General features: G+C 41.6%; 18 protein-coding genes, 1 other RNA gene and 1 pseudogene. 5 read left to right on the top strand and 15 right to left on the bottom strand.

Annotation, left to right across the window (positions count from 1 at the left end):
• Positions 1-115: 115 nt before the first annotated feature.
• The 10 genes and pseudogenes from N473_RS26945 to N473_RS23005 all read right to left on the bottom strand — a co-directional run bounded on the left by N473_RS26945 (position 116) and on the right by N473_RS23005 (position 12825).
• Positions 116-367, bottom strand: a pseudogene (locus N473_RS26945) (transposase family protein).
• 198 nt (positions 368-565) lie between these two features.
• Complete coding sequence (locus N473_RS23045; protein WP_063369989.1) at positions 566-1456, bottom strand: helix-turn-helix domain-containing protein; 891 nt, start codon at positions 1454-1456, stop codon at positions 566-568.
• Positions 1457-1541: 85 nt separating this feature from the next.
• Complete coding sequence (locus tag N473_RS23040; protein WP_063369988.1) at positions 1542-2588, bottom strand: S66 family peptidase; 1047 nt, start codon at positions 2586-2588, stop codon at positions 1542-1544.
• A 192-nt stretch (positions 2589-2780) separates the two neighbouring features.
• The gene (locus N473_RS23035; RefSeq protein WP_063369987.1) at positions 2781-4967 is read right to left on the bottom strand and encodes an OsmC domain/YcaO domain-containing protein; all 2187 of its coding nucleotides are present in this window, start codon (positions 4965-4967) and stop codon (positions 2781-2783) included.
• 233 nt (positions 4968-5200) lie between these two features.
• On the bottom strand, positions 5201-5419 hold the full coding sequence (locus N473_RS23030) for a DUF6500 family protein (RefSeq protein ID WP_039609151.1): 219 nt from the start codon (positions 5417-5419) through the stop codon (positions 5201-5203).
• 84 nt (positions 5420-5503) lie between these two features.
• Positions 5504-6403, bottom strand: coding sequence for a helix-turn-helix transcriptional regulator (locus N473_RS23025; protein WP_063369996.1), 900 nt, complete (start codon positions 6401-6403; stop codon positions 5504-5506).
• An 81-nt stretch (positions 6404-6484) separates the two neighbouring features.
• The gene (locus tag N473_RS23020; protein WP_063369986.1) at positions 6485-9577 is read right to left on the bottom strand and encodes an efflux RND transporter permease subunit; all 3093 of its coding nucleotides are present in this window, start codon (positions 9575-9577) and stop codon (positions 6485-6487) included.
• Positions 9561-10733, bottom strand: a complete 1173-nt coding sequence (locus tag N473_RS23015) for an efflux RND transporter periplasmic adaptor subunit (RefSeq protein WP_063369985.1) — start codon at positions 10731-10733, stop codon at positions 9561-9563. Before N473_RS23015 ends, N473_RS23020 begins: the two co-directional genes overlap by 17 nt.
• The gene (locus tag N473_RS23010) at positions 10723-11610 is read right to left on the bottom strand and encodes an ABC transporter six-transmembrane domain-containing protein (protein ID WP_063369984.1); all 888 of its coding nucleotides are present in this window, start codon (positions 11608-11610) and stop codon (positions 10723-10725) included. Before N473_RS23010 ends, N473_RS23015 begins: the two co-directional genes overlap by 11 nt.
• Before the next feature lie 168 nt (positions 11611-11778).
• Positions 11779-12825: an energy transducer TonB gene (locus tag N473_RS23005; protein WP_063369983.1), complete on the bottom strand. Its 1047-nt coding sequence runs from the start codon at positions 12823-12825 to the stop codon at positions 11779-11781.
• Positions 12826-13199: 374 nt separating this feature from the next.
• Between N473_RS23005 and N473_RS26390 the strand changes: the two genes are divergently transcribed.
• Positions 13200-13373 carry a hypothetical protein gene (locus N473_RS26390; RefSeq protein WP_155735717.1) on the top strand — a complete coding sequence of 58 codons (174 nt, stop codon included), beginning with the start codon at positions 13200-13202 and terminating at the stop codon, positions 13371-13373.
• A 229-nt stretch (positions 13374-13602) separates the two neighbouring features.
• On the opposite strand, the gene N473_RS23000 is transcribed toward N473_RS26390, so the two are convergent.
• Positions 13603-14529 carry an ADP-ribosylglycohydrolase family protein gene (locus tag N473_RS23000; RefSeq protein ID WP_063369982.1) on the bottom strand — a complete coding sequence of 309 codons (927 nt, stop codon included), beginning with the start codon at positions 14527-14529 and terminating at the stop codon, positions 13603-13605.
• A 217-nt stretch (positions 14530-14746) separates the two neighbouring features.
• Between N473_RS23000 and N473_RS22995 the strand changes: the two genes are divergently transcribed.
• From N473_RS22995 to N473_RS22980, 4 genes are all read left to right on the top strand, one after another.
• On the top strand, positions 14747-15244 hold the full coding sequence (locus N473_RS22995) for a hypothetical protein (RefSeq protein ID WP_063369981.1): 498 nt from the start codon (positions 14747-14749) through the stop codon (positions 15242-15244).
• A gap of 50 nt (positions 15245-15294) precedes the next feature.
• Positions 15295-15957: a hypothetical protein gene (locus tag N473_RS22990; RefSeq protein ID WP_063369980.1), complete on the top strand. Its 663-nt coding sequence runs from the start codon at positions 15295-15297 to the stop codon at positions 15955-15957.
• Between the two features lie 189 nt (positions 15958-16146).
• Positions 16147-16504: a transfer-messenger RNA gene (gene ssrA, locus N473_RS22985) on the top strand.
• Positions 16505-16856: 352 nt separating this feature from the next.
• Entirely contained in the window at positions 16857-17045 is a 189-nt protein-coding gene (locus N473_RS22980; protein WP_046357316.1) for a hypothetical protein, read from the top strand.
• A 255-nt stretch (positions 17046-17300) separates the two neighbouring features.
• On the opposite strand, the gene N473_RS22975 is transcribed toward N473_RS22980, so the two are convergent.
• From N473_RS22975 to N473_RS22960, 4 genes are all read right to left on the bottom strand, one after another.
• Positions 17301-18209, bottom strand: coding sequence for a reverse transcriptase family protein (locus tag N473_RS22975; protein WP_196766464.1), 909 nt, complete (start codon positions 18207-18209; stop codon positions 17301-17303).
• Between the two features lie 37 nt (positions 18210-18246).
• Positions 18247-18537 (bottom strand): helix-turn-helix domain-containing protein, encoded by a 291-nt coding sequence (locus tag N473_RS22970; RefSeq protein WP_063369978.1) that lies wholly within the window; start codon positions 18535-18537, stop codon positions 18247-18249.
• 22 nt (positions 18538-18559) lie between these two features.
• Positions 18560-18811 carry a hypothetical protein gene (locus N473_RS22965; RefSeq protein ID WP_063369977.1) on the bottom strand — a complete coding sequence of 84 codons (252 nt, stop codon included), beginning with the start codon at positions 18809-18811 and terminating at the stop codon, positions 18560-18562.
• Between the two features lie 668 nt (positions 18812-19479).
• Positions 19480-20829 carry a zonular occludens toxin domain-containing protein gene (locus tag N473_RS22960; RefSeq protein WP_063369976.1) on the bottom strand — a complete coding sequence of 450 codons (1350 nt, stop codon included), beginning with the start codon at positions 20827-20829 and terminating at the stop codon, positions 19480-19482.
• Position 20830: the final 1 nt, after the last annotated feature.

The following is a 20830-nucleotide window of genomic DNA, read 5'->3' as shown; positions in this document are numbered from 1 at the left end:
GATAAGTGCTTTCCTTGCTCTGGTCATTTCTACTCAACTCAACTTAGACTGGATATTTAAACAGTAGTCAAGTACAGCAATTAATGCAAAGAATATGTGCCTGTCCTATTTAACTTCATGTCCTATTTAACTTCATGACCCGTGCAATCGTGTCGTGCCGAGGCACACCGTTCGATAGTGCTATAAATTTTCGTAACCAAGATAGTTTGTCATAGGCAAAATCTTCAATTTATTCCCAACCTTGGCAACCAGCAATTACGGCACTGATTGTTAGAAACAGAATATCGAATAATGGATGTTGCACTTTGCCTTGTTGGCGTGGGTCATCAATGGAAGAAAAGTGTTCGAACAACGTATTGGCTGACATAATTGAGCTGCTTAATATCAAAAGCAGTATAAGATCATAAAATTATGTCAAGGTAAAGTTCATGATCTTGCCCTGACATAAAACTTACTTTGAGAGCATTATTTTCATCCATGGTCTAAAGCATATTATGAATAATACCCAATATATATATTTTAAATCACAGCAAAGCCATAACTCACATGAAATATGGCTTCTCAGTCAAAGTTTAATACCATCTTGCTTTGGTGTTTCGCCAAACTGGTTTTTATACGCTTTGATAAAATGAGAAATATTGGTATAACCAACTTCAAGCGCGATATCTGAGATGGATAATTTCCCTTGCTCAACTAAGGATTTGGCATAGTTTACACGTTGCTTGATCAACCATTGTTTTGGCGGTTCATTAAATTGTTGTTTAAAGTCTCTTTGAAAGCCCGATACGCTTCGTCCTGACAGTTTTGCCAAGTCTGAAACTGAAAACTTTAATACCGTTTTGTTTTCAAGTAGCCTTTTCAGATTTCTTCTCGCTGGTAGTGTATGGTCAGCCATATTGAGCGTGACGATTAAGTCGTCACCGAGTATATGAAGTAAAAGATACAATAACTCTGTCAGTTTAGAGTTTAACACCGGCGTAATGTCTATTTCCTGTTCGACGTATAATCTCAGCTGTTTAAAAAAACCTTCAACTAAACAATGCTCAAGCTTCAACGACGGTTGTACATTCCTCTTGCCTTTAGGCTGCTGTAAATGGTTTGAAATTAAAAATTGCTCAATAATACTTCTATCAAAAAAGACCAACCACGCTTTTAAGTTATGCGTACTATGTACAAAATCTGAATGTAAATTTTGACCCTGACATAGCAAAACGGATTGACCCGCTTTGAGTTCAATCGACTGATTATCCCAACAAGTGAGCGTTTCCGTCCCTTCTTCTACATGAACAATGCACAGCTGATTTGTGTAAAATTCCACATCAACCAAATTTTGATCCAAATCTTTGCTGTAAATCGCACAACCATTTAAGGCTGCCTTTTTATGCACATCAGAAAGTGCGCCAAGCGCCTGTGGGATCACCAACACATGCTGCTGACAATAATTTGCCGTATTCATCCTTGTTGCCTTTTCACTTAATAAATTACAGATAAGTTACATGCAGCTAATTTAGACCATTTTGTCACAATTAGTGAAGTGTAATTTACGCTTTAAACGCACTTCCTAACAATTTTAGCTGCTTGGCTGTTATATCAATCTGCAAATCACAACCCAGCGGTAAAATCACCTGAGGATCTGTATGGCCAAAGTCTAAATTGGTCACAACCGGCAAGCTATGGCACTCAAATTCGTCACGAATAACAGATAAAATCACCTCATCCAACTGTGCTTTTTCATCTGCACTGTAATCCCGTGCACGACCGACCAATAGCCCAGATAATTGTTCGAATACCCCCATCACACCATAATTACGAAGCCAATATTTCACATAATCAAGGGTAGGTTTCTCTTGAGAGGTCTCTAGAAATAACACTTTGCCTTGCCAAAAATCAGCAGCTGGCCAATATTGCGTACCTTTTAACATTTCAAGTACTTCGATACAGCCACCAAAGAGCTGCCCCGACACTTTACCTGCATCAACTGGGTTATCGCCAAAAAACCTTGGTCCAACATTACTTTGCGTTGGATTTAGCTGCCCGGCAGTAGAAACGCTGGACCAATCAGGGTATCCATCATAAAAGTGTGAAAAGGTGGGTAAGGTTGTGTCTTCAAGCTCACCGTATAAAAATGCTTTTATATACGCGCGATATTCTTCAGGCAAATTGTGTATCTGGGCAAGCCCCGCCATGACGGAGGGCCCGTTGAATGTTACTAAGCCTAACTGATTCACAAACACAGATACCGCGGTAAAGTCAGAGTACCCCATAAATAACTTGGGGTTAGCCTGAATGATTTCAGGGTCTAAGTACTTCAGTATACGCGCAGAATCTTCTCCGCCAATCAAAGAAATAATACCGTGTACATTACCATCTGCAAAGGCGCAGTTAATATCCTCAGCTCGGGCTTTGGGGTTATCAAAGACTTCTTTGGCTCCCATTTTAGTTGTCGGGTACTCAAGGACATTAAACCCCATTTCAGTAAGGTTTTTTATGCCCAATTGATAGATATGTGGAAAAACACAAGACAACCCCGCGGATGGCGACAGGATAGCGATATTACTGCCCGCTTGCAGTGGCTTCGGCTTTATCATGTAAACCCTTTTTAACACGTAAATGTAACAAGCAATATATAACTTAATCAGTAAGTTAGGTAAAGAGCATTATGAGGTAATAATATGATAGTTAGTATAAAGTGCAGAATTTATACTGATAAATAAAGGTGCAATGCAAGATAAATTTGAAAGTAAAAGCCCTAAACTGAGTTAGGGCTTTTAATATTAAGCTTATTTATTCGCTGCGATGGCTGCACGCGCTTTGTGCAGTTTAGTATAGCTTTCAATCAGTTTAAGGTGCTTATCTAGCCCTTCTAACTGCGTGTTTGTCTCTGTTAAGCCATAAAACTTCACGTCACCATTGATTGAACCAATCACATTGTCCATGTTTTCCTGTCCAAACATGCGAGTCAGGTTATGGATATAGTCTTCAATTTCTAGCTCTTCATCTAGGGCGATTTCAAGCACAGTATGCATCGCTTGATAGAAAAGTCCACGCTCAACGGTGTTGTCGTTGTATTGAAGGAAAGACTCAACCAAGTCCATAGTTTCTTCTAAATCACCTAGCGCCAAGTAAATCAGTAATTTCAGCTCAAGGATAGTTAGCTGACCCCAGACTGTATTTTCGTCAAATTCAATACCGATCAAGGTGATAATATCTGTGTAGTTATCTAGCTGGCTCTCTTCTAAACGATTCACCAGATCCGCCAACTCTTCATCAGACAGTCTGTGTAAGTTAAGAATATCTTCACGGTACTGAAGTGCTTTATTGGTGTTATCCCAAATAAGGTCTTCAGCTGGATATACCTCTGAATAGCCCGGTACAAGAATACGGCAAGCCACACCTAAGTCTGTAAACTCAGCAATATATGCTTCTTTACCAAGATCTTTTAAGATACCAAATAGCTTGTCACACTCTTCTTCGTTTGTGCCAGAGAAATCCCACTCAACAAAGTCATAGTCTTTCTTCGCACTAAAGAAGCGCCATGAGATCACACCGGTTGAATCAATAAAGTGCTCAACAAAGTTTTCTGGCTCAGACACCGCCATGCTGTTAAAAGTTGGACGAGGTACATCGTTTAGGCCTTCAAAGCTTCGACCTTGCAGTAACTCAGTTAAACTGCGCTCAAGTGCAACTTCTAAACTTGGGTGTGCACCAAATGACGCAAATACGCCCCCTGTTTTTGGATTCATCAGCGTCACACACATCACAGGGAACTGACCGCCTAATGACGCATCTTTGACTACAACTGGAAAGCCTTGCGCTTCAAGCCCTTTGATACCGTCAACGATATCAGGGTATTTAGCAAGCACCTCTTGAGGTACATCTGGTAATACAATTTCTTGTTCTATGATTTGCTTTTTAACTGCACGCTCAAAGATTTCAGACAAACACTGTACCTTGGCTTCTGCCATGTTGTTGCCTGCACTCATGCCGTTACTTAAAAACATGTTTTCAATTAGGTTTGACGGGAAGTAAACCGTTTCACCATCTGAGTGACGCGTATATGGAATTGAGCAAATACCGCGCTCAACATTACCAGAGTTTGTATCTATCAGGTTTGAGCCCTTCAGTTCGCCCTCTGCGTCATACACATCGCGCGTGTATTCGTCCAAAATCTCGCTCGGTAATTCATCGTTTGGACCCGGCTTAAACCACTTTTCATTTGGATAGTGCACAAAGTCGCTATTTGCGATTTCTTCACCGAAGAATTGGTCATTGTAAAAGAAGTTGCAGTTTAAACGCTCGATGAATTCACCCAGCGCTGAGCAAAGCGCGCTTTCTTTCGTTGCACCTTTACCGTTAGTAAAGCACATTTGCGACGCCGCATCTCTGATATGCAGTGACCACACATTTGGCACGATGTTGCGCCATGACGCCACTTCAATCTTCATACCCAAATCAGACAAAATACCCGTCATATTGGCAATCGTTTGCTCTAATGGCAGATCTTTACCAAGAATGAATGTATTAGCATCTTGCTCAGGATTCACCATCAGCATAGCTTGCGCATCATCATCTAGACTTTCAACATCTTCAATTTGAAAGTCAGGACCCGTTTGAATTACTTTTTTAACCGTACAGCGGTCAATTGAACGAAGGATACCTTTTCTGTCTTTTTCAGAAATGCTCTCAGGAAGCTCAACTTGAATCTTAAAGATTTGGTTGTAGCGGTTTTCTGGGTCAACGATGTTATTTTGTGATACACGAATACCGTCTGTCGGGATGTCACGAGATACGCAGTAAACCTTCACGAAGTAAGCCGCACAAAGTGCCGATGAAGCTAAGAAATAATCGAATGGGCTCGGTGCAGAACCATCACCTTTATAACGGATCGGCTGATCGGCAATGACACTAAAATCGTCAAACTTAGCTTCAAGTCTAAGGTTGTCGAGAAAATTAACTTTAATTTCCATTGAATTCTTCCACAGTTTTGTGCAGCTGCTCGGTAAACGCAACCCAACAGCAAAAAATGATCTTAACTGTGCAATTATCTTCTTTTTCGTGCCATTAGTCTTGGGTTAATTGCAAATATCAGCAAATAAAATTGGCTTTTAGCCGACCAACAGCAGAGTTCTGGGTAAAATTCACACTTAGACTCGGCTAAATATTCAAAAAGTGCTAAACCACTTGGTTATCTGAACAAATGTTAGACGCCCTGCTGCACCATCTCTTTTATTTTCAGCGCTTTTTCAAAATGATCTAATTGGTGCGTTTGGATCCACCATGTTGCCGCTTCCATTAATAGCTCAGGATCGCTATTTTTGTTCGCAAAGAAAGCATAAAATGATACCCCAACACCCTCTCCCTTTTTTTCTATTTTCTGTTCACACACTTGAATGATTTTATCTCTAAGGCTTTGTCTCATAATAATTTTATTATATTAAAATTTTCGCCATGTTACTTGCATTGCGACCTTTTCTCAATCGTGTTCAGACATATCTATCAGACTTTATATCTTTATAGGTACTTGAAATGAAAAAGTTACTCCGCCTGTATCCGTCATTTCGATGTCACGAATGATTTCAACCAAATACCCCTTTTCGTCCAACTGATAGCCTTGAGACTCGATGATACTAAATAGCTGCTCGAGCGCAGCGGCGTATCCCGCATCTGACACCACATACACATCACAGCAAAAGTAATGCCCTTCAGCCACGGATAAGGTGTGTTCAGATACAGAGGCTTGCCAATCACCTATGTGGGTTTCGATATCTTGCCAGCTTTTTTCTAATTGGTTGATTGGTGTCATTGCCATGATCCGTGTGGACTTCTCACCAAAGGTATCAAAAATCGTATCCCAGTCATTGCTCACATGCGGCAAATACTTCATGCCCCTTTGAGGGTACCACACCAATTCACAAGGCAGCTTGGCTGCCAACTTGTTTTCAATCGTGCCCTGCTCAGCAGGGTGAGCAAGCTTACTGATAATTTCAGCCGTTTGACGTGGTGTGCCACTGACGCCAAGCTCCCTCACTTGCTTCGCCGTTAGACCCAGCGCTTTTTTAAGTGCTTTACCCAGTGATTGAGACGACGAAAACCCACACTCTTGTGCAATATCAATGACCTTATAATCTTGCTCTGCAAAGAGATAATGCACCACATACTGCAAACGTAACCGGCTCAAATATTGCCCCGGCGTTTCGTTAAATAACTCAGTAAATTGACGGTGAAAGTGAAATGGAGAAATAGCACTTTGTGTCGCAATTTGCTCCCAACTTAGCCCTGACGCTAAATCTTCATGCATCAACGTCAAAGCGGTAGCAAAGCGAGTTTGGACATTCTTAGGTAACGACTCTAATAAAGCGTACTCAGGCACCAATACAAAAGGGGTTGAATTTTGTTCAGACATAAGCGAGATAATTGTGGCGAATGTCACAACTATCTCGCGCTCAGCAGATAAAAGCAATTTTCACTGTGTAAACAATTGTAGTTAGCTACTTTGCTCCAGTAAGCCAGAGGTTTGCGCCTTTGGCTGCTTACGGCAAAATAACCCAAGCAATACAGGGATGAGTATCAAGGTGACAGTCGTTGCAAACAGCTCGCCAAAAATAAGAGAAACAGCCGCAGGCTTTAAATATTGTGCCTGCTCTGCTTGCTCAAACAACAGTGGCAGTAAACCACAGACGGTCGTCACCGTGGTTAAAAATATCGCTCTAAAACGACTGAGCCCCGCTTGTATTAAAGCCTCATTCAATGGTGTGCCCGTGCGGTAAAGATAGTTAAAACGGGTGATCAACACCAAGGAGTCGTTAATCACGATCCCCGTCATCGCCATCATGCCAAACATTGACAATAAACTAATGGGCAGGTCCATAATGTAATGCCCAAAAATAGCGCCAGCAAAACCAAAGGGGATCACCGCCATAATGATCAACGGCTGCCAGTAAGATTTAAGCGGAATGGCCAATAAAATATAAATGAGGATCACTGTCATCCACATGGCTGATTTAAACCCTTTCGACACTTCTGATATCTCTTCAAACTCCCCGCCCGCTTTTATTTTTACAGTCGGATACTGCTGTTCAAGGCGACTTATCTCAGTTTGCAGGTTGACCAGCACCTCCTCTGGCGACTGAATATGTCTATTTTGTTTCCAGTACACATTGACCACCTCGGCATGCTCTCTTCGATAAATCACTTCTGGCACTTGTTCAAAATAGAATGTAGCGACATCCTCTAATCGAACGCTATGGCCTGAGTCTAATGTCAATATACTGTGCTTTAGCTGCTCGATACTTTGACGCTCATGCTGCGCATACCGCACTATGACCTTGGTCTCTTGGCCTTGATCTAGCAATCTGTGTATTTCCCTATGGCCAAACGCACCGCCAGAAAAGCTGGCAATATGATGCTGAGTCAAACCCAATTGCTGACCATACTGATTGAGTACAATGCGCACCTGCCATTGTCCGCCTTTGGCGTCATCATAAATATCCGACACTCCCGCTTGTAACGACAGCGCTTGTGAGAGCTGGTTGCTCACTTGCTTGGCTTGTACTTTTTCAGGCGCAGTGATTGAAATAAACGTCCCACCAGCGGGTGCTTCTGAAGCTGAGAACTGCACCGAGTAGGCACCTTCCACCACTCCTGTTTGCTTACGCCAATTATCAGTGAGTACATGACTTGGTAAGGTGCTAAGCGCCTCGTTTGAAAGTTCTAATGTGACCTCAATATCACCATATCCATCTGACCAAGCCAGTGCATTGACAAACGGCTGCTGCGCTAATTCAAAATCCCTTTGAAGCATATCAGACACTTTTTTCGCAGCGCTTTCTAATTGACTTAATGCGTTAGCTTGCAATGGCAAAGGCGCGCCATCTTGCAATGACACTTTGGCTGTAATGTAACGCCCAGGAATTTCCGGAAATACAGCGCTTCGGATCGTCCCAGTCGACCACATGCCATAAGCTAACGTAATAAACGCGGTAAAAAATAATAAGCTCGCTACCTTATAGCGATTGGATAAACTAAGTGCGGGTTGGTATACCTTGGTTTTTACATTGTTCAACAGTGCTTGTGCTCGCTTTTGCACCCAACTCACTACAGAGGGAGATTTGAGCTTGCTTGTTGTTGAGGCGCTCAAGTGTGATGGTAAAATAAACTTACTTTCAATGAGCGAAAATAACAATGCGAGGATCACCACCACGGAAAAGCCCGCCAAGAGCTTGGCTAACTCATTGTTGATCCACAACATTGGCGAAAAGGCGGCAATGGTCGTCAAAGCACCAAATATGGTTGCCACCGACACCGACTGAACGCCTTTAAATGCAGCCAGTTGTCTACTTTTATGCATTCCCCGCTGTTCATGAATGGCCTCCCCGACAACCACCGCATCATCGACCAATATCCCCAGCACTAAGATAAAACCAAATAAGGTAATGTCATTAATACTATGATCGGTCAGCTGAAGAGCCCCCAAGGTACCAAATAGCGCCACCGGAATGCCCGCAGATACCCAAAATGCCAATTTTAAGTCTAAAAAGATGCCAAGCAATACAATCACAATGAGCAGTCCTTGCCATGCATTATTACCCAGTCTAAATAGCTGATCTTCAATATAAGGCGCCATATCAGCCATGGTACTTAGCTGAACATCAGCCGGTAGGTGCTTACGCATTTGTTCAAGCGTGTCATTGACCGCTTTGCTCACATGCAGCAAATTATCTGACTGACTGGTACTTACAAGCAATGCGATGGCATTTTCACCATTGTTGCGCACAATCGAATGGGTTTGCGCGAAGTCACGATATACCTGTGCAATATCAGATAACTTGATTGTCCCTTGAGCATTGGTTACAACAGGAATACTGCTAAGCTGTTGGATGCTATCAGCATAGCCATCGCCTCGTAAAAGCAATCGACCACTTTGGCTTTCAAGCTCTCCGGTTCTGGTTTCTAAAGAAAACTGCTCTATCGAAACGGCTACTCTTTCCAATGTCAAACCGAGCTGGGCAAGTTTAATAGGATCAGGCTCAATCACCAATTGCGGACTACGGCTGCCCCAGTTGTCAACGCGAGAAATATCGGTATGCTTCTTGAGCGCCACTTCAACCTGTCTTGCTATAGGTTGTAAATCTTCGCTTGCACGCGGCGCAGAGACAATCACAAACGCTGCCAAATTGGTAAACTCGTCTTTACTGACAATAGGTCTCTCTGCCAATGTCGGAAACCCGACAATGGCATTAACCCGCTCTCGCACCTCACTCAATAGCTGATCTATATCTGTATCTGTCGTTTTACGAATGGTGACTGTCGATGTCCCTTCACTCGATTCACTGATTACTTGCTTAACGCCAGCAACATCACTCACGGCTTCTTCAATACGCTGAGTAACACCTTTATCAATTTGCTCAGCACTCCCTCCGGGATAAGACACAGAAACAGAAATAGCCGACGGTGGGATCTGCGGAAAAGACTCGACCCGCAATTGCCCCATCGCTAAAACACCGCTGGCGATGATGGCAAACATCAATAAGTTTGCCGCCACTGTGTTATCAATAAACCATTTAGTAAGCCAGCTCATCAGCCCCTCCCTGCGTATCTTGATTACCTGCAAATTGTGTGTGACTGTTGATAGCACTCACTTGCGTGCCCGCTATCATGCTAAGTAATGGGTAAACGACCACTTGTTTGGTATTTAAAGTTTCTGTATTGAAACGAATGTGTACATGTTCCTCATTGTGAGAGAGCACCTCTACCGCTTCTTTTTGTAGCGTATTATTTTCACTTAGTGTCCATACGTAGCCATCTCTGGTCACCGCACTTTGCGGGACTTGATATGACATGAGCGGCTCTGAAAAAGACACGCTTACCTGTACTGGCTGATTTGGCAACAATGGCGATACGTGTGCATAAGGGTTAACAACATTCAAAACCAACTGGCGCTGGCGAGTCGTTAAGTCCACATTGGGCGCAACATACCTGAGCGCTGCCGGCCAAGTGTTGCCCGCACGGTCTGTTACATTTATCCTAATTTGTTGACTTAATAACTGAGGATGAAATTTTTGCCATAGAGGTTCCGACACTGGCACCACCACATCCATGCTGTCACTGGCTGCCACTTCAAAAAGCGCCTGTCCCGCAGTTAACAAGTCATTGGGGCTAACCAACCTCGATAATATAACCGCATCAAATGGCGCAATAATATTAGCCTCTTGCAATCGCTTTTGGCTGCTTTTTAATGCTTGTTTTGCTTGTGCTAAGTCAGATTTAGCAGCCGCAACTTGCGGCTCTCTTTTAGCGAAGCGACTTTGATTTTTGGTCGATAGCATACTCAGAGCAACAGATTGCTCGTGCAGCTGTCGCTCTAATTCAAGCTCAGCATGCACCACGCGACTGTTGGCCTGTGCCAGTTCAGAATGAAGATGGGTCACATCCAACTTAGCCAACGGTGTGTTTTGCTCAATGAGCGTGCCCGGCTCTAGTTGTTGATCTAACCAAGCTAATTGGCCGTCACTGGTGACTTTTAATTGAGTCACAAATCGTGCTCGTGTATTGCCAATTAACGCCACGGTTGGGTAGTGAGGTTTGGCCATTAAAGTTAATGTTGATACAGTTGGCTTAGTCTCAGAGTTAACGACTGATGGTTCAGGTTTGACCGCTAATTCATCCACAATCACCAATGCGATAAAAATTGCAAATAACCCAGCGCCGATGGCAGCCCCCTTTTTATACTTCATAACTTGCTTCCTTATCATTAACAACTGACTCATCTCGATTGAGGCGCTGAGTAATTTCTTCTAAGCGCGAAAGCACCTGCAGCGTCACAGGCAACATAATGGCGGTATCAACAAACTCGAGTGAATACGTGAGAATGGAAAAAACTTCACCCGTAGACGGACTGGGTAACATATTGACTAACCATAAGTTGCCGAGCACCGACACAAAAAGCAGTGAAAAAATGCAGCCGTACACTAGGGCCTCTGTGTCAGAAAGGGCAATTTCATGTTTTTTGAGCTTTTCTAGGTGGGCGCTTAAAGCGGCAAATGGTTTACCACTTAGTATTTTGACTTGCTTCTCAGTTTGGTCATTCAATCTGCCGTTGAGGTGTTTAAATGTGCTATGACAACACCCATAAACCAATAACATCGCACAACTTGCAGCCAATACACTCAATGCAAAGTAAGTGTGAAATGTCGCTAAAATGATCACGATGGACACGAGTTGGATCCCTGCCGTCATCAGTGCAGGTAAGTCATTTTCTAGAAAGTCCACCAACTCTCGAGACATCATAAGACGAGCATTTTTGGCGGATATATCTGTACCACGTAAATTATGTGCAACCGTTTCGGCCAACTTAACACGAATATCACCATACACCCGCGTATCGTAAAATCGACGCAGCACACTTACGACCACCAAACCAAATAAGCTCGCCGCAAAAGCAAGTAAAGGCGCAGTATTGTTCTCCAAGACACCGTCAATGGCATAGCCTATTAATAGTGGCAATAAGATCAGCAAAATATTTTCTGCCACAACCATTAGCCATGTCATAGCCACCTTAAAGGGGCTTAAGCTAACAACAGAAAATAGTGAAATGGAATTTTGATTGGACATAACACACTCCTAAATACTTCTAGTGCGCAGTATGGCCAATTGAGGGGAAGAAAAAGTGTCCCCAGTTGCTGTTTTGTCACTATTGCACTTAAAAACCCACAATAGTTTGAACATAAGTAGAATTGAATGGCGTGTGCATAAAACTTGACCACACGCCATTTTAACTAACTAGACCTCTTCTCCATGTGGCGTTTCGACTAGGTGAAATGACGCACCCTTTTCTCCGTACACGTACACCTGGCAGCCTTGCCAATTTTTCGGGATATTCCACTTCAATCCAGGCTTTACATCATACGATGAGAATTGATTTTTACACCTGACTTCTAAAGAAGATAAGCTGCCATTGATATCAGCAATCGTAAATGCGTTTCTTACCAATTTATGGCTCCACACAGATCGCTTGATTTTCCCTCTTACCCAAATCGTTTTACTGTCGTCTTTTATTAAGGCGTGAGCTTTATCGATAAATGGCTTTAACTTGTTAATCGATGCTTGTGCATCAGGAAATTCAGACAAACGCTCAAATGTATGTAGTGCATAAAAGAGCAGGTTATGCTCTAGGTTTAAAGCGGTTGCTCGACTCAAAAAAGCAATAAACATATCATCTGGTATATACCCTTTTCTAGCTTTTATAACTCTTATGATCGCGTGCAGCTCGAGATATTTATCTCCTATTGCAGCATAATAGCGCGCTTTTGCTACCCAATAATATGTATCTTCAGTAAAGTTTTTAAGCTTCCGCTCTCGCATTTCACCAAATAATTCAGGTATTGCCTCCAAATCATTGCTATCAATTTTTTTACCGATTTTTTTATAACGATTCAAAAATGAAGAAGAAACACTACGAGGCGCACCTTGGAGATAGAATGACATTTGAACTTGGTTTTTACATTGCTTAACTGGCTTATTATTTTGCAATGCAGGCTTAAATTTCCATTCATTCACAGCCTTAAGTGCTGAACGCTCAAATGAAGCATGTCCTGACGAATATTCTATAACTGGTGATTCAACTTCGCCTTTCTCATTGATGACATAACTTAGTTGTACCCAGCCTTCTCTACCGCGATTAGCAGCTAATCTTGGAAATTCTGCAGCGGGTTTATTTATCGGTACTGCGTCGATAACCTCTCCACTTAAATCCTCATCTGTTTGTGCCGCGTTTGCCGCATAAGTTAAAGTAGACGCAGCGAGTAGCAATGCTGAAATAAAATTCATATTCTTCCTTTTTGATTGAAATAAAGCACATGCCAGATAAAAATTTATCAAAGATATATTTCAATACGCTCATTTTATCACCGTTACAATTCGAGATTTTATAGCTTGGTTATAATGGATGATTACAGCGGGCATGCACTGATTTTATTTTCGCATATCGCAATAATAAAAATAAACAAATACAGAACCCTTTTTAGGTAAAAACCAAAGCCTCGATTATTTTTAAATCTAAAATTTGAGTTATTAGCTTAGATAAGATGATAAATTTTCAATAGCCTTAATATGAATTAATGCATAAGCTCAAAATACTTTCTGTGTGCACAGACACACAAAGTGAAAAATATCATCAGCAAGTTTGAATAAAAGGACGCATTGTGAAACTAACACTTGATAAGAAGCGCATTAAAGATCTGAGTAAACACAAGCAAGCATTACCTGACGCACAAACACCTAATGTGGCAGGTGGTTGTAACTCTGGCTGGACAAATTGCTTTGGTAATACTCAAGCGTGTTGCTCGCAAGGTACTTGCTATAGCCGTTATTGCTAATACCCCCTTAAAACACCATTATAGCCGCAGCTTTTACGTGGCTTTTTTTAATACCGAGTATGAAACCCATAAAGTACTCATCTACCAATGTATAATCGAAATAACCACGACAACTGCCACTTTTAGCATGCGATACATACCGCAATAAAAACGAGATATTACAGCTAGAAAATTTAAATTTAACGCGAGAAGTATACTTGTTAGCTTCTAACTGATGAGTACCAAACGCTTAATTAATCGATTCAATGCGTTCTTGATAGTGTAAATAAATTTGACCTGCTAACTGCTCAACCAAGGTTAAATCTTCGATGCGATTGTCGTACTCAATCATCGACAACCCACCATTACATGCGCCCCAAATGGCCCCAGCCATTGCAGCTATGGTATCTGCATCCCCTCCCAAATCACAAATTGCTTGCACCATGTCAGAAAATGATTGCCGTCGATATGTGAAAGCAAAATAAAGTGCCGTAATACAAGACTCAGTCGCGAGCATGCCATTACCGAACTCATTCTTTATTAACGCTGAGCTGTGCGCCTTTGCATCGACTATATAATCGAGACATTTACGAAGTTTAAGTTGATAGACTGGATCAACGGCACTTGCACATAGAGTTTGTAAGATCCCAATCGTTTCAACACCTCTCATTGATAAATGCGTCGCTTTAGCAATTAACTGCGCCCCTTCTATTGCCAGAGGATGGGCATGCGTGATCTCTGCGCTTTTATGTACATACTCATTTAAACTCTCTTCACAACCTAAACAACATAATGCTGCAATTGGCGCTCGCATAGCGGCTCCGTTACCCATAGAGCCCTGCGCGAACTTTTTTCGATTGAGACTCTCCCATGATTGCCCGTTTTTGATGCCTTTAAGCAATGAGGCAGCGCTTGGTCCATATCCTCGAGACCACTTATAGCTGTGAGCAAATGTGTGTGCAAGATGGGTTTGATCTATGTGTTTGTGAGTTAAAAATGACTGTGCAATATCAATAGACATTTGCGTATCGTCTGTATACCTTCTTTGTCCGGTTTTTGTTCGCCCTAAAAAACGCCATAAAAGCCGCTCTACTGGACCTCCTTCATAAGAAGCAGCCAACGCATCGCCAATCGCAAGCCCCTTGAAGCATCCAACAAACTTACTTTTTTCAATCATTATTTAGACTCCAAAGGTATTTTAAAAAGGCTAAGTAATAAAAATTAATACCTAATTTTAGCTGAATACTGAATGAAAGCACTGCAAAACTATATTTACCATCAATGACTTAAATACCTAACACCCAACCAAATGTAAATTAATTATTAATAAATGAAATTAAATGTTATTATCACTTTGGCTTTAACGCCTAATTAGATAAATACAAGGAATGAAGATGGAAAGAAAAACTAAAAAAGTCGCTTTATTATTAAGCGCACTATTAGCCACAACCAGCCTATCAACTTTAGCTGCTGACAAAACGCTATACCGAGCGTACAAACATGGAAATCACTTTTACACAACCAACGTGACTGAAATGCTTAATGCAGTAGGGTCTGGGGGCTTTACCTATGAAGGCCCAGCTGTCACTTTAGTCAGCTATGACGATAACGATGCTAATAAAGCATTTTATCGTATGCATAACCCAAATGCAGGCCCTGGTGGAAATCACTTTTACACATCAGATATAAACGAAGCACTTAATATAAAGTCTTTAGGTTATGAGTACGAAAGTACTGAGGGTTATACCACTCACTCTCAAGCTAAAACTATCTACCGTGGCTTTAACAGTGAACTGGTTAACCATTTTTACACTGCCGATGTCGTTGAAATGCTCAACGCAACTTCATCTGGCGGCTATGTTTATGAAAAAGAGGAAGGTTACGGTAAATAGACCCAGCTTGGCATCAGCTCAATTTGGCTGATGCCTTTTAGGAAATGAATATGACATACTCTAAAACCCATTATTTGTTTATTTTATTAACCTTGGTATTGTTGCTTGCCAATATTGCAGCGCAACTTGAGTTAACTAAATTGTCTGGGCAAATTAGCAACCTTGAACAACAACTCACTTTGCAATCACAAAAAGATAATGACCCCACCGCAGATGTGAGTACAGAACTACAAGATATACAAAATCGATTGCATCTGCTTGAGCAATCCGCACAAAACACCGCTCATCAAACGTACGCTAAAAAGCAGACAATCAACCCTAACAACAAACCATCAACGCTTTCAGCACAACAAAGAGTAGATCAAGAATTTTTAGCAGGCCGGACCCAGTGGCAAGAACAATATTTACCAACCTTGCAAGCCGACTCAGATAAAAAAGCACAAATGATGGTCGCGCATTTATCACAAAATGATGCACTCACCTACAACCAACAGCAACAAGTCTTTTCAATATTGCGCGACAACTTCATTGAAGTGGCCTATGTGATAGCTGATACCGATACCTACGCAGGTTTTGACGCATTTAACGCACAGGTCAAAAAGCTAAACCAAGTCAAAACAGAACAATTGTCACAAGTATTAAGTGCAAAACAACTATCACAATTACACCAAGTTGACTGGAACGCCCGATTTAAACAGCATGCATTACATTAATGGCATGAACAGACAGAGTTCAGGATACTTTACAAACAAAGCGGTTAGTTAATCAGCAACTAACCGCGAGCGTCACACAAAAGCCATAAAAACTATTGCTAAGCCAATATATTAGGGCTACAATGCCCGAAAATAACAGCTTAACTTAGCATTAAAAGTAAACTGTTATGTACTGAATGAAAGATTTCAGGGGCTGATTAGGATTCGACAGGATTCATGAAGCCTGAGGTGCATGTCGAGGGGCGGTTGGCCTCGTAAAAAAGCCGCATTTAAAGTAATCGCAAACGACGATAACTACGCTCTAGCGGCATAATAAGCCCGCTAGCACTCCTCCAAGAAATGCTTGTGGTTCTGGATTTGGAGTGTCACCCTACATAAGATCGCTACGGAAACCCTGGCCGGGGTTGAAGGGCTAAATATAAGCGGCCTCGCCTTTACTTATCGTGTTCGTCCGAGACTTAAAGGTTAACCAATAGACGATACTAAACATGTAGGACCGAGGGTCGACGCTTTCTGGACGGGGGTTCAAATCCCCCCAGCTCCACCACATTAAGTGTTATAAAACAGCCAGTTAGAGAACTTCTTTAACTGGCTTTTTTGTGTCTACTGCAAAACATCCAGTTTCCATCCACTTTTTTAAAAGCATAAACAAAACCCTTCCCCGCGCGGGGCGGTCACTCGCCGTGACAGGCATTTAATTTGTGCTCTTTCATACATTCTTCTCGCATCAATAAAAATAACGGAACCCCCTACGGGCTACCCCCGTGATTTATTCTTGACCCGCTCATCATTTCTGAAATGGTCGTTGTCACTCAATTAAGCGCGGGCTAAACCGCTCGCAAGCGAGCAACCCTAACTGAATTGATTAACACTCAGAGCACTTGAAAGGACCATTTGTCATGACTAAGAATCAAAAGTATGAAGCGAAATTGAAAGCGCAAGGATTAAAAAAGACCACTGTGTGGCTACCTGAAGAGCTAGAACCAGAGCTAAAGGAGTTGCTGGAGTTCTTTAAAAACAACAAACACTGTGACCCAGTTCTGGTTGCTCGCAATAGAGAGACGAATAAGTTTACGAAGATTTCTTGAGCACTTGTTAGCCCTCGAAATAGAAACTCGGGGGCTAGAGTCAATACGAGTCATCGTTGACCTACCTTCAAATTTGATTACATCAGGTAGTCATGTGCCACCAAAAACCGCTCAACTGCAACTCAATATCTGATGTTCACCTAAATCGTATTTGGACAAAGATGTGTCAGCACCTTTGCTAAATTAGTAATTAGATGAGGTATTGCAAAGTCCCTAATCAAGCGGCCAAATTCATTCACCCAATTAATATTACAATTAATTGCTAAGCTTAACTCTCTTAGCTGATGGTTTTAGTAGATCGAGACTTTCTCTGTACTTTTTCCCTTGATGCTCATTCAATTGCTTTAACTTCGCTACTAAGGAACTTGCCGAGTTGAATGCTTTCGAATATTCGTCATACGAACAAGTATTATCTTTAAATAGTGCTTCTAGTCTATGCACCGCACTTCGAACTCGTTTCTTTTCTTTTTTTCCAAAGCTTGGCCGCTTACCGTTCACCCCAACTCGGTGTACCATTTGATGCATGCCGTTACTCAAGACCTCGTGTTTCGCTTTATTTGGCTTAACACCAAAATGCTTCAACATACCGTATATAGAAGCTATAACGTTGCTTATCTCTGCCTTCTCAATATAGCCTTTAGAAGAGACAGTTATATCGTCGACATAGCGAGTATAAGTAAGGTTCTTAGCTTGAAATAAAGATACTAGGGCTGACTCCTTTTCCCACATAACTAGGTTTGCAATATAACTACTACAAACGCCCCCTTGTGGAACCGTACCATTTAGAGTGACTAACCCAGTGAGAATACTAGCCACTTCTTTAGGAAAGTGGAAAAGACGCATGAACATCTTTTCGACATCAGACTGACGTATGGTAGGAAAAAAATTTGTAATATCTTCACATATGATAATAGTACTCTTGGTATGTTTCCTTACGTTTCCGATATAGGATCGACCAGAGATTGCACCTTGAATGTAGTCAGGATAAGAAACATTCTGGAACAACTTTACCTTTAGTGTCTTATGTATATCTTTAAGCGAGCGATAAGCATCATAAGTAATACGCTTGTCTCCGTTTGCCTTTGTTTTAATTCCAGCAACCCGATAGAAATCGGATGCATTTTGGGCAAAATGACGAATACGAGGAACTGGAAGTTTAAGCATTCTTGAAAGCGCTTCTACACTTCCAATTGCTCTCAAGCTATATGTCGGAGTCAGTGTCATCGATAAGTTGATACATGAGTGACTCAAGCTTATTTGAAAGCTCGTCACTGAATGGTAAGTCTTGCTCCTGCGATGTTAGGAACATAAAGACTGAAGTTGGGATGTCTAAAGCATGGCATAAGTCTTCAACCAGACCTAGATTAGGCTCTCGCTTACCTTGCTCTAACAAAGTAATATACGAGGCACTTTTACCTATCCTGTCTGCCAAGTCTTTTTTCGACATTTTTCTGTGCTTTCTGCACTTCTCTAGCGTATTTGAAAAATTCATAATAAAAAATTAATGGTTTACTTTACGAATCGAAAATTGAGAGAACCTTATCAAGTAATTCAGCCCCTTTATGGATTACGCTTAACAAAACTCCGAACGTTTCCAAAACCTCTCGTTTGGTAGTCTTTGCCTGCGAATTCCCAGAAAGTTCAGCGTCAATCTGCTCAATTAGCGCCTCAACTTCTGACTTCGTATTGCTATCTATATCATCATGCTTTTCACGTAAAATCTGTTTAAGAACTTCACGTGACTTCTTTAAAACTTGTGTATTCATCTAATTACCTTTTTATTCATTGTTGGGAAATTTCCCCTCCAAAAAATTACCGAACCGAATAAAATGATACAGATAGCGTAAACCACAATCTTCAGAGCAATTTTTTGCTCTCCCCCTCCATACAATTATCTATCTGCCTGTAAGCAGATATTCTGTCTATGCAACGTTACGAACCAAGCCTTTACCTACATGGAATCAATTGCATTTAGGTTAAGCTTACGTCATTACGAGCTGTGGGTACGATCGGATTACCACTAAGATAATCGGCATTTCTGCCAGTTACGATTCGAAAAAGGATATTAGTTTTAAAGAGCATCAGGACGAAACATCCTGTCGAGTTTTAATATAGCTACATATTGACAAATAGTCAACTTTAATATTTTTTAAGCTTCAGCCAGAATTAGTATTCATTCTCTTTTGGAAACCAAAGCTCGACAGGTAAACCTTACTGTCATTAACTCACCAATAGTAATAGCCCCATAGAAACCTATAAACTTCATAAAGTTTTTATTCAAAACTATCCGGTCAAAATGAGCTACTACAATAAGAAATTGGTCATCGTTGACCATGCCTTAAATAGAACTTATCCACCCAATCAAGGCAAGCCAACTAATCCTATGAATCAACCTCTAAAAATCCCAATCACATAAAGTAATCGACAAACCAAGCTAGACCCCCTGCTCTTCTTTATCCGAACCAAAGCCTAGACCCAAATCAAAGCCACCTTCTGTGCTGCCTCCCCTTTCTTGAGGTAACGGAAGTTTGTTGTAATCGATTGGTTTGCAGTAAGCGGTATATGCAAATCCGCCATTTGAAATAAGCACCTTACAAGGGCTGTAATACTGCACTTTATAACCCATCATTTTTAGATCGAAAGCCGTTAAGCTCACATCTCCAAAGTCTTTCGTTTTTAACTCTAAGGCAACGTCATAAGTTATCGAGGTACTACTTACCACCTCAACCGAACCTGTTACAAAAGCATCCGATGCGCCATAGGGCAACTGAGCATTTCTTACAAAATGAGGTTGAGTACCACTAACCGAATAACGGTCATCACGATAAGTAATACCACTATTCGCTTTAGCAGCTTCATTATGAATCGGCGTGACTTGCTCGACTTCCTCCACATTTTGCGAAGTACTGAAGTAGTAAATGAAATAAGCAATACACCCGAAGAACGTAACGAACGGAAAAAAGAACTCAGGGCTAAGCAAAAGATTCTTTCCTCTGGCTGCTGTAACAGATTTGGTTGCTGTTGATTTGTAGAGTTTGTGCACTTGGATGGGAACTTTGACCCATCTTTTGCTTTCGTCTTTTTTCGGTACTTTGCCATCAAGTTTTGGATTGTGTTCATGAACGCGAGGCCTTCTGTTGTAGTAAGGAATGGCTTGCAGTCCGTCAAAGTACTTATGCGCATAGGCAAACTGACAGACATTACGAATGTATTTGTGAACGGAAGTAATATCTGGAGTACAACACACAATATCCCAGTTGTACTTTCGATGTCGCATATAGGCTTCTTTCAAAGTGCGCGGGTAGATTATATGCCCGTGCTCATTAAAGAGATCGTTCCCTAAATCATCCACATCCCCCGGTGACGAATCTTCAGGAATGTATGAGTCAAGCGTATCCAAATGGTAGCGATACCAGCTTGCATTGATGGTTTCGCGGTAATGAGAAACGTGTTTGTAATTGCATGACTCAGGTTTAAATTGCGTGGTCTCAGTCGGATAAATGTCTTGTACTTCATCCATTAAAATCAGTGCGCCACATGGCATCCAGTGATACCAGTTACGCCACAACATTTGCCCGACTTCATTTTGCGACGATAGCCGCCAAAGCTGAGCCGTTGCTGGAAACTCTTCATCAAGCTCTCGTTCTATTTCATCCAGTGGAAGTATGCCCTCAACATTGGTGACAACTAACCGCCCTTTTCTAAGAGCCGGTAGCACTTCAAACCATACGGCGGACGCTGATTTAAAAGAACCTGGGGGACCATGAAAGATAGATGCTGCCATA

Origin of the sequence: Pseudoalteromonas luteoviolacea CPMOR-1 (assembly GCF_001625685.1) — a bacterium.
Classification (GTDB): domain Bacteria; phylum Pseudomonadota; class Gammaproteobacteria; order Enterobacterales; family Alteromonadaceae; genus Pseudoalteromonas; species Pseudoalteromonas luteoviolacea_K.
The sequence above is the reverse complement of the archived record's forward strand: the minus strand, read 5'-3'. Positions and strand labels throughout refer to the sequence as shown.

Bases quoted from the DNA above. Each gene is read 5' to 3' on its own strand.
- N473_RS23045 (WP_063369989.1), bottom strand. From the start codon at position 1,456: ATGAATACGGCAAATTATTGTCAGCAGCATGTGTTGGTGATCCCACAG.
- N473_RS23040 (WP_063369988.1), bottom strand. From the start codon at position 2,588: ATGATAAAGCCGAAGCCACTGCAAGCGGGCAGTAATATCGCTATCCTG.
- N473_RS23035 (WP_063369987.1), bottom strand. From the start codon at position 4,967: ATGGAAATTAAAGTTAATTTTCTCGACAACCTTAGACTTGAAGCTAAG.
- N473_RS23030 (WP_039609151.1), bottom strand. From the start codon at position 5,419: ATGAGACAAAGCCTTAGAGATAAAATCATTCAAGTGTGTGAACAGAAA.
- N473_RS23025 (WP_063369996.1), bottom strand. From the start codon at position 6,403: ATGTCTGAACAAAATTCAACCCCTTTTGTATTGGTGCCTGAGTACGCT.
- N473_RS23020 (WP_063369986.1), bottom strand. From the start codon at position 9,577: ATGAGCTGGCTTACTAAATGGTTTATTGATAACACAGTGGCGGCAAAC.
- N473_RS23015 (WP_063369985.1), bottom strand. From the start codon at position 10,733: ATGAAGTATAAAAAGGGGGCTGCCATCGGCGCTGGGTTATTTGCAATT.
- N473_RS23010 (WP_063369984.1), bottom strand. From the start codon at position 11,610: ATGTCCAATCAAAATTCCATTTCACTATTTTCTGTTGTTAGCTTAAGC.
- N473_RS23005 (WP_063369983.1), bottom strand. From the start codon at position 12,825: ATGAATTTTATTTCAGCATTGCTACTCGCTGCGTCTACTTTAACTTAT.
- N473_RS23000 (WP_063369982.1), bottom strand. From the start codon at position 14,529: ATGATTGAAAAAAGTAAGTTTGTTGGATGCTTCAAGGGGCTTGCGATT.
- N473_RS22995 (WP_063369981.1), top strand. From the start codon at position 14,747: ATGGAAAGAAAAACTAAAAAAGTCGCTTTATTATTAAGCGCACTATTA.
- N473_RS22990 (WP_063369980.1), top strand. From the start codon at position 15,295: ATGACATACTCTAAAACCCATTATTTGTTTATTTTATTAACCTTGGTA.
- N473_RS22980 (WP_046357316.1), top strand. From the start codon at position 16,857: ATGACTAAGAATCAAAAGTATGAAGCGAAATTGAAAGCGCAAGGATTA.
- N473_RS22975 (WP_196766464.1), bottom strand. From the start codon at position 18,209: ATGCTTAAACTTCCAGTTCCTCGTATTCGTCATTTTGCCCAAAATGCA.
- N473_RS22970 (WP_063369978.1), bottom strand. From the start codon at position 18,537: ATGAATTTTTCAAATACGCTAGAGAAGTGCAGAAAGCACAGAAAAATG.
- N473_RS22965 (WP_063369977.1), bottom strand. From the start codon at position 18,811: ATGAATACACAAGTTTTAAAGAAGTCACGTGAAGTTCTTAAACAGATT.
- N473_RS22960 (WP_063369976.1), bottom strand. From the start codon at position 20,829: ATGGCAGCATCTATCTTTCATGGTCCCCCAGGTTCTTTTAAATCAGCG.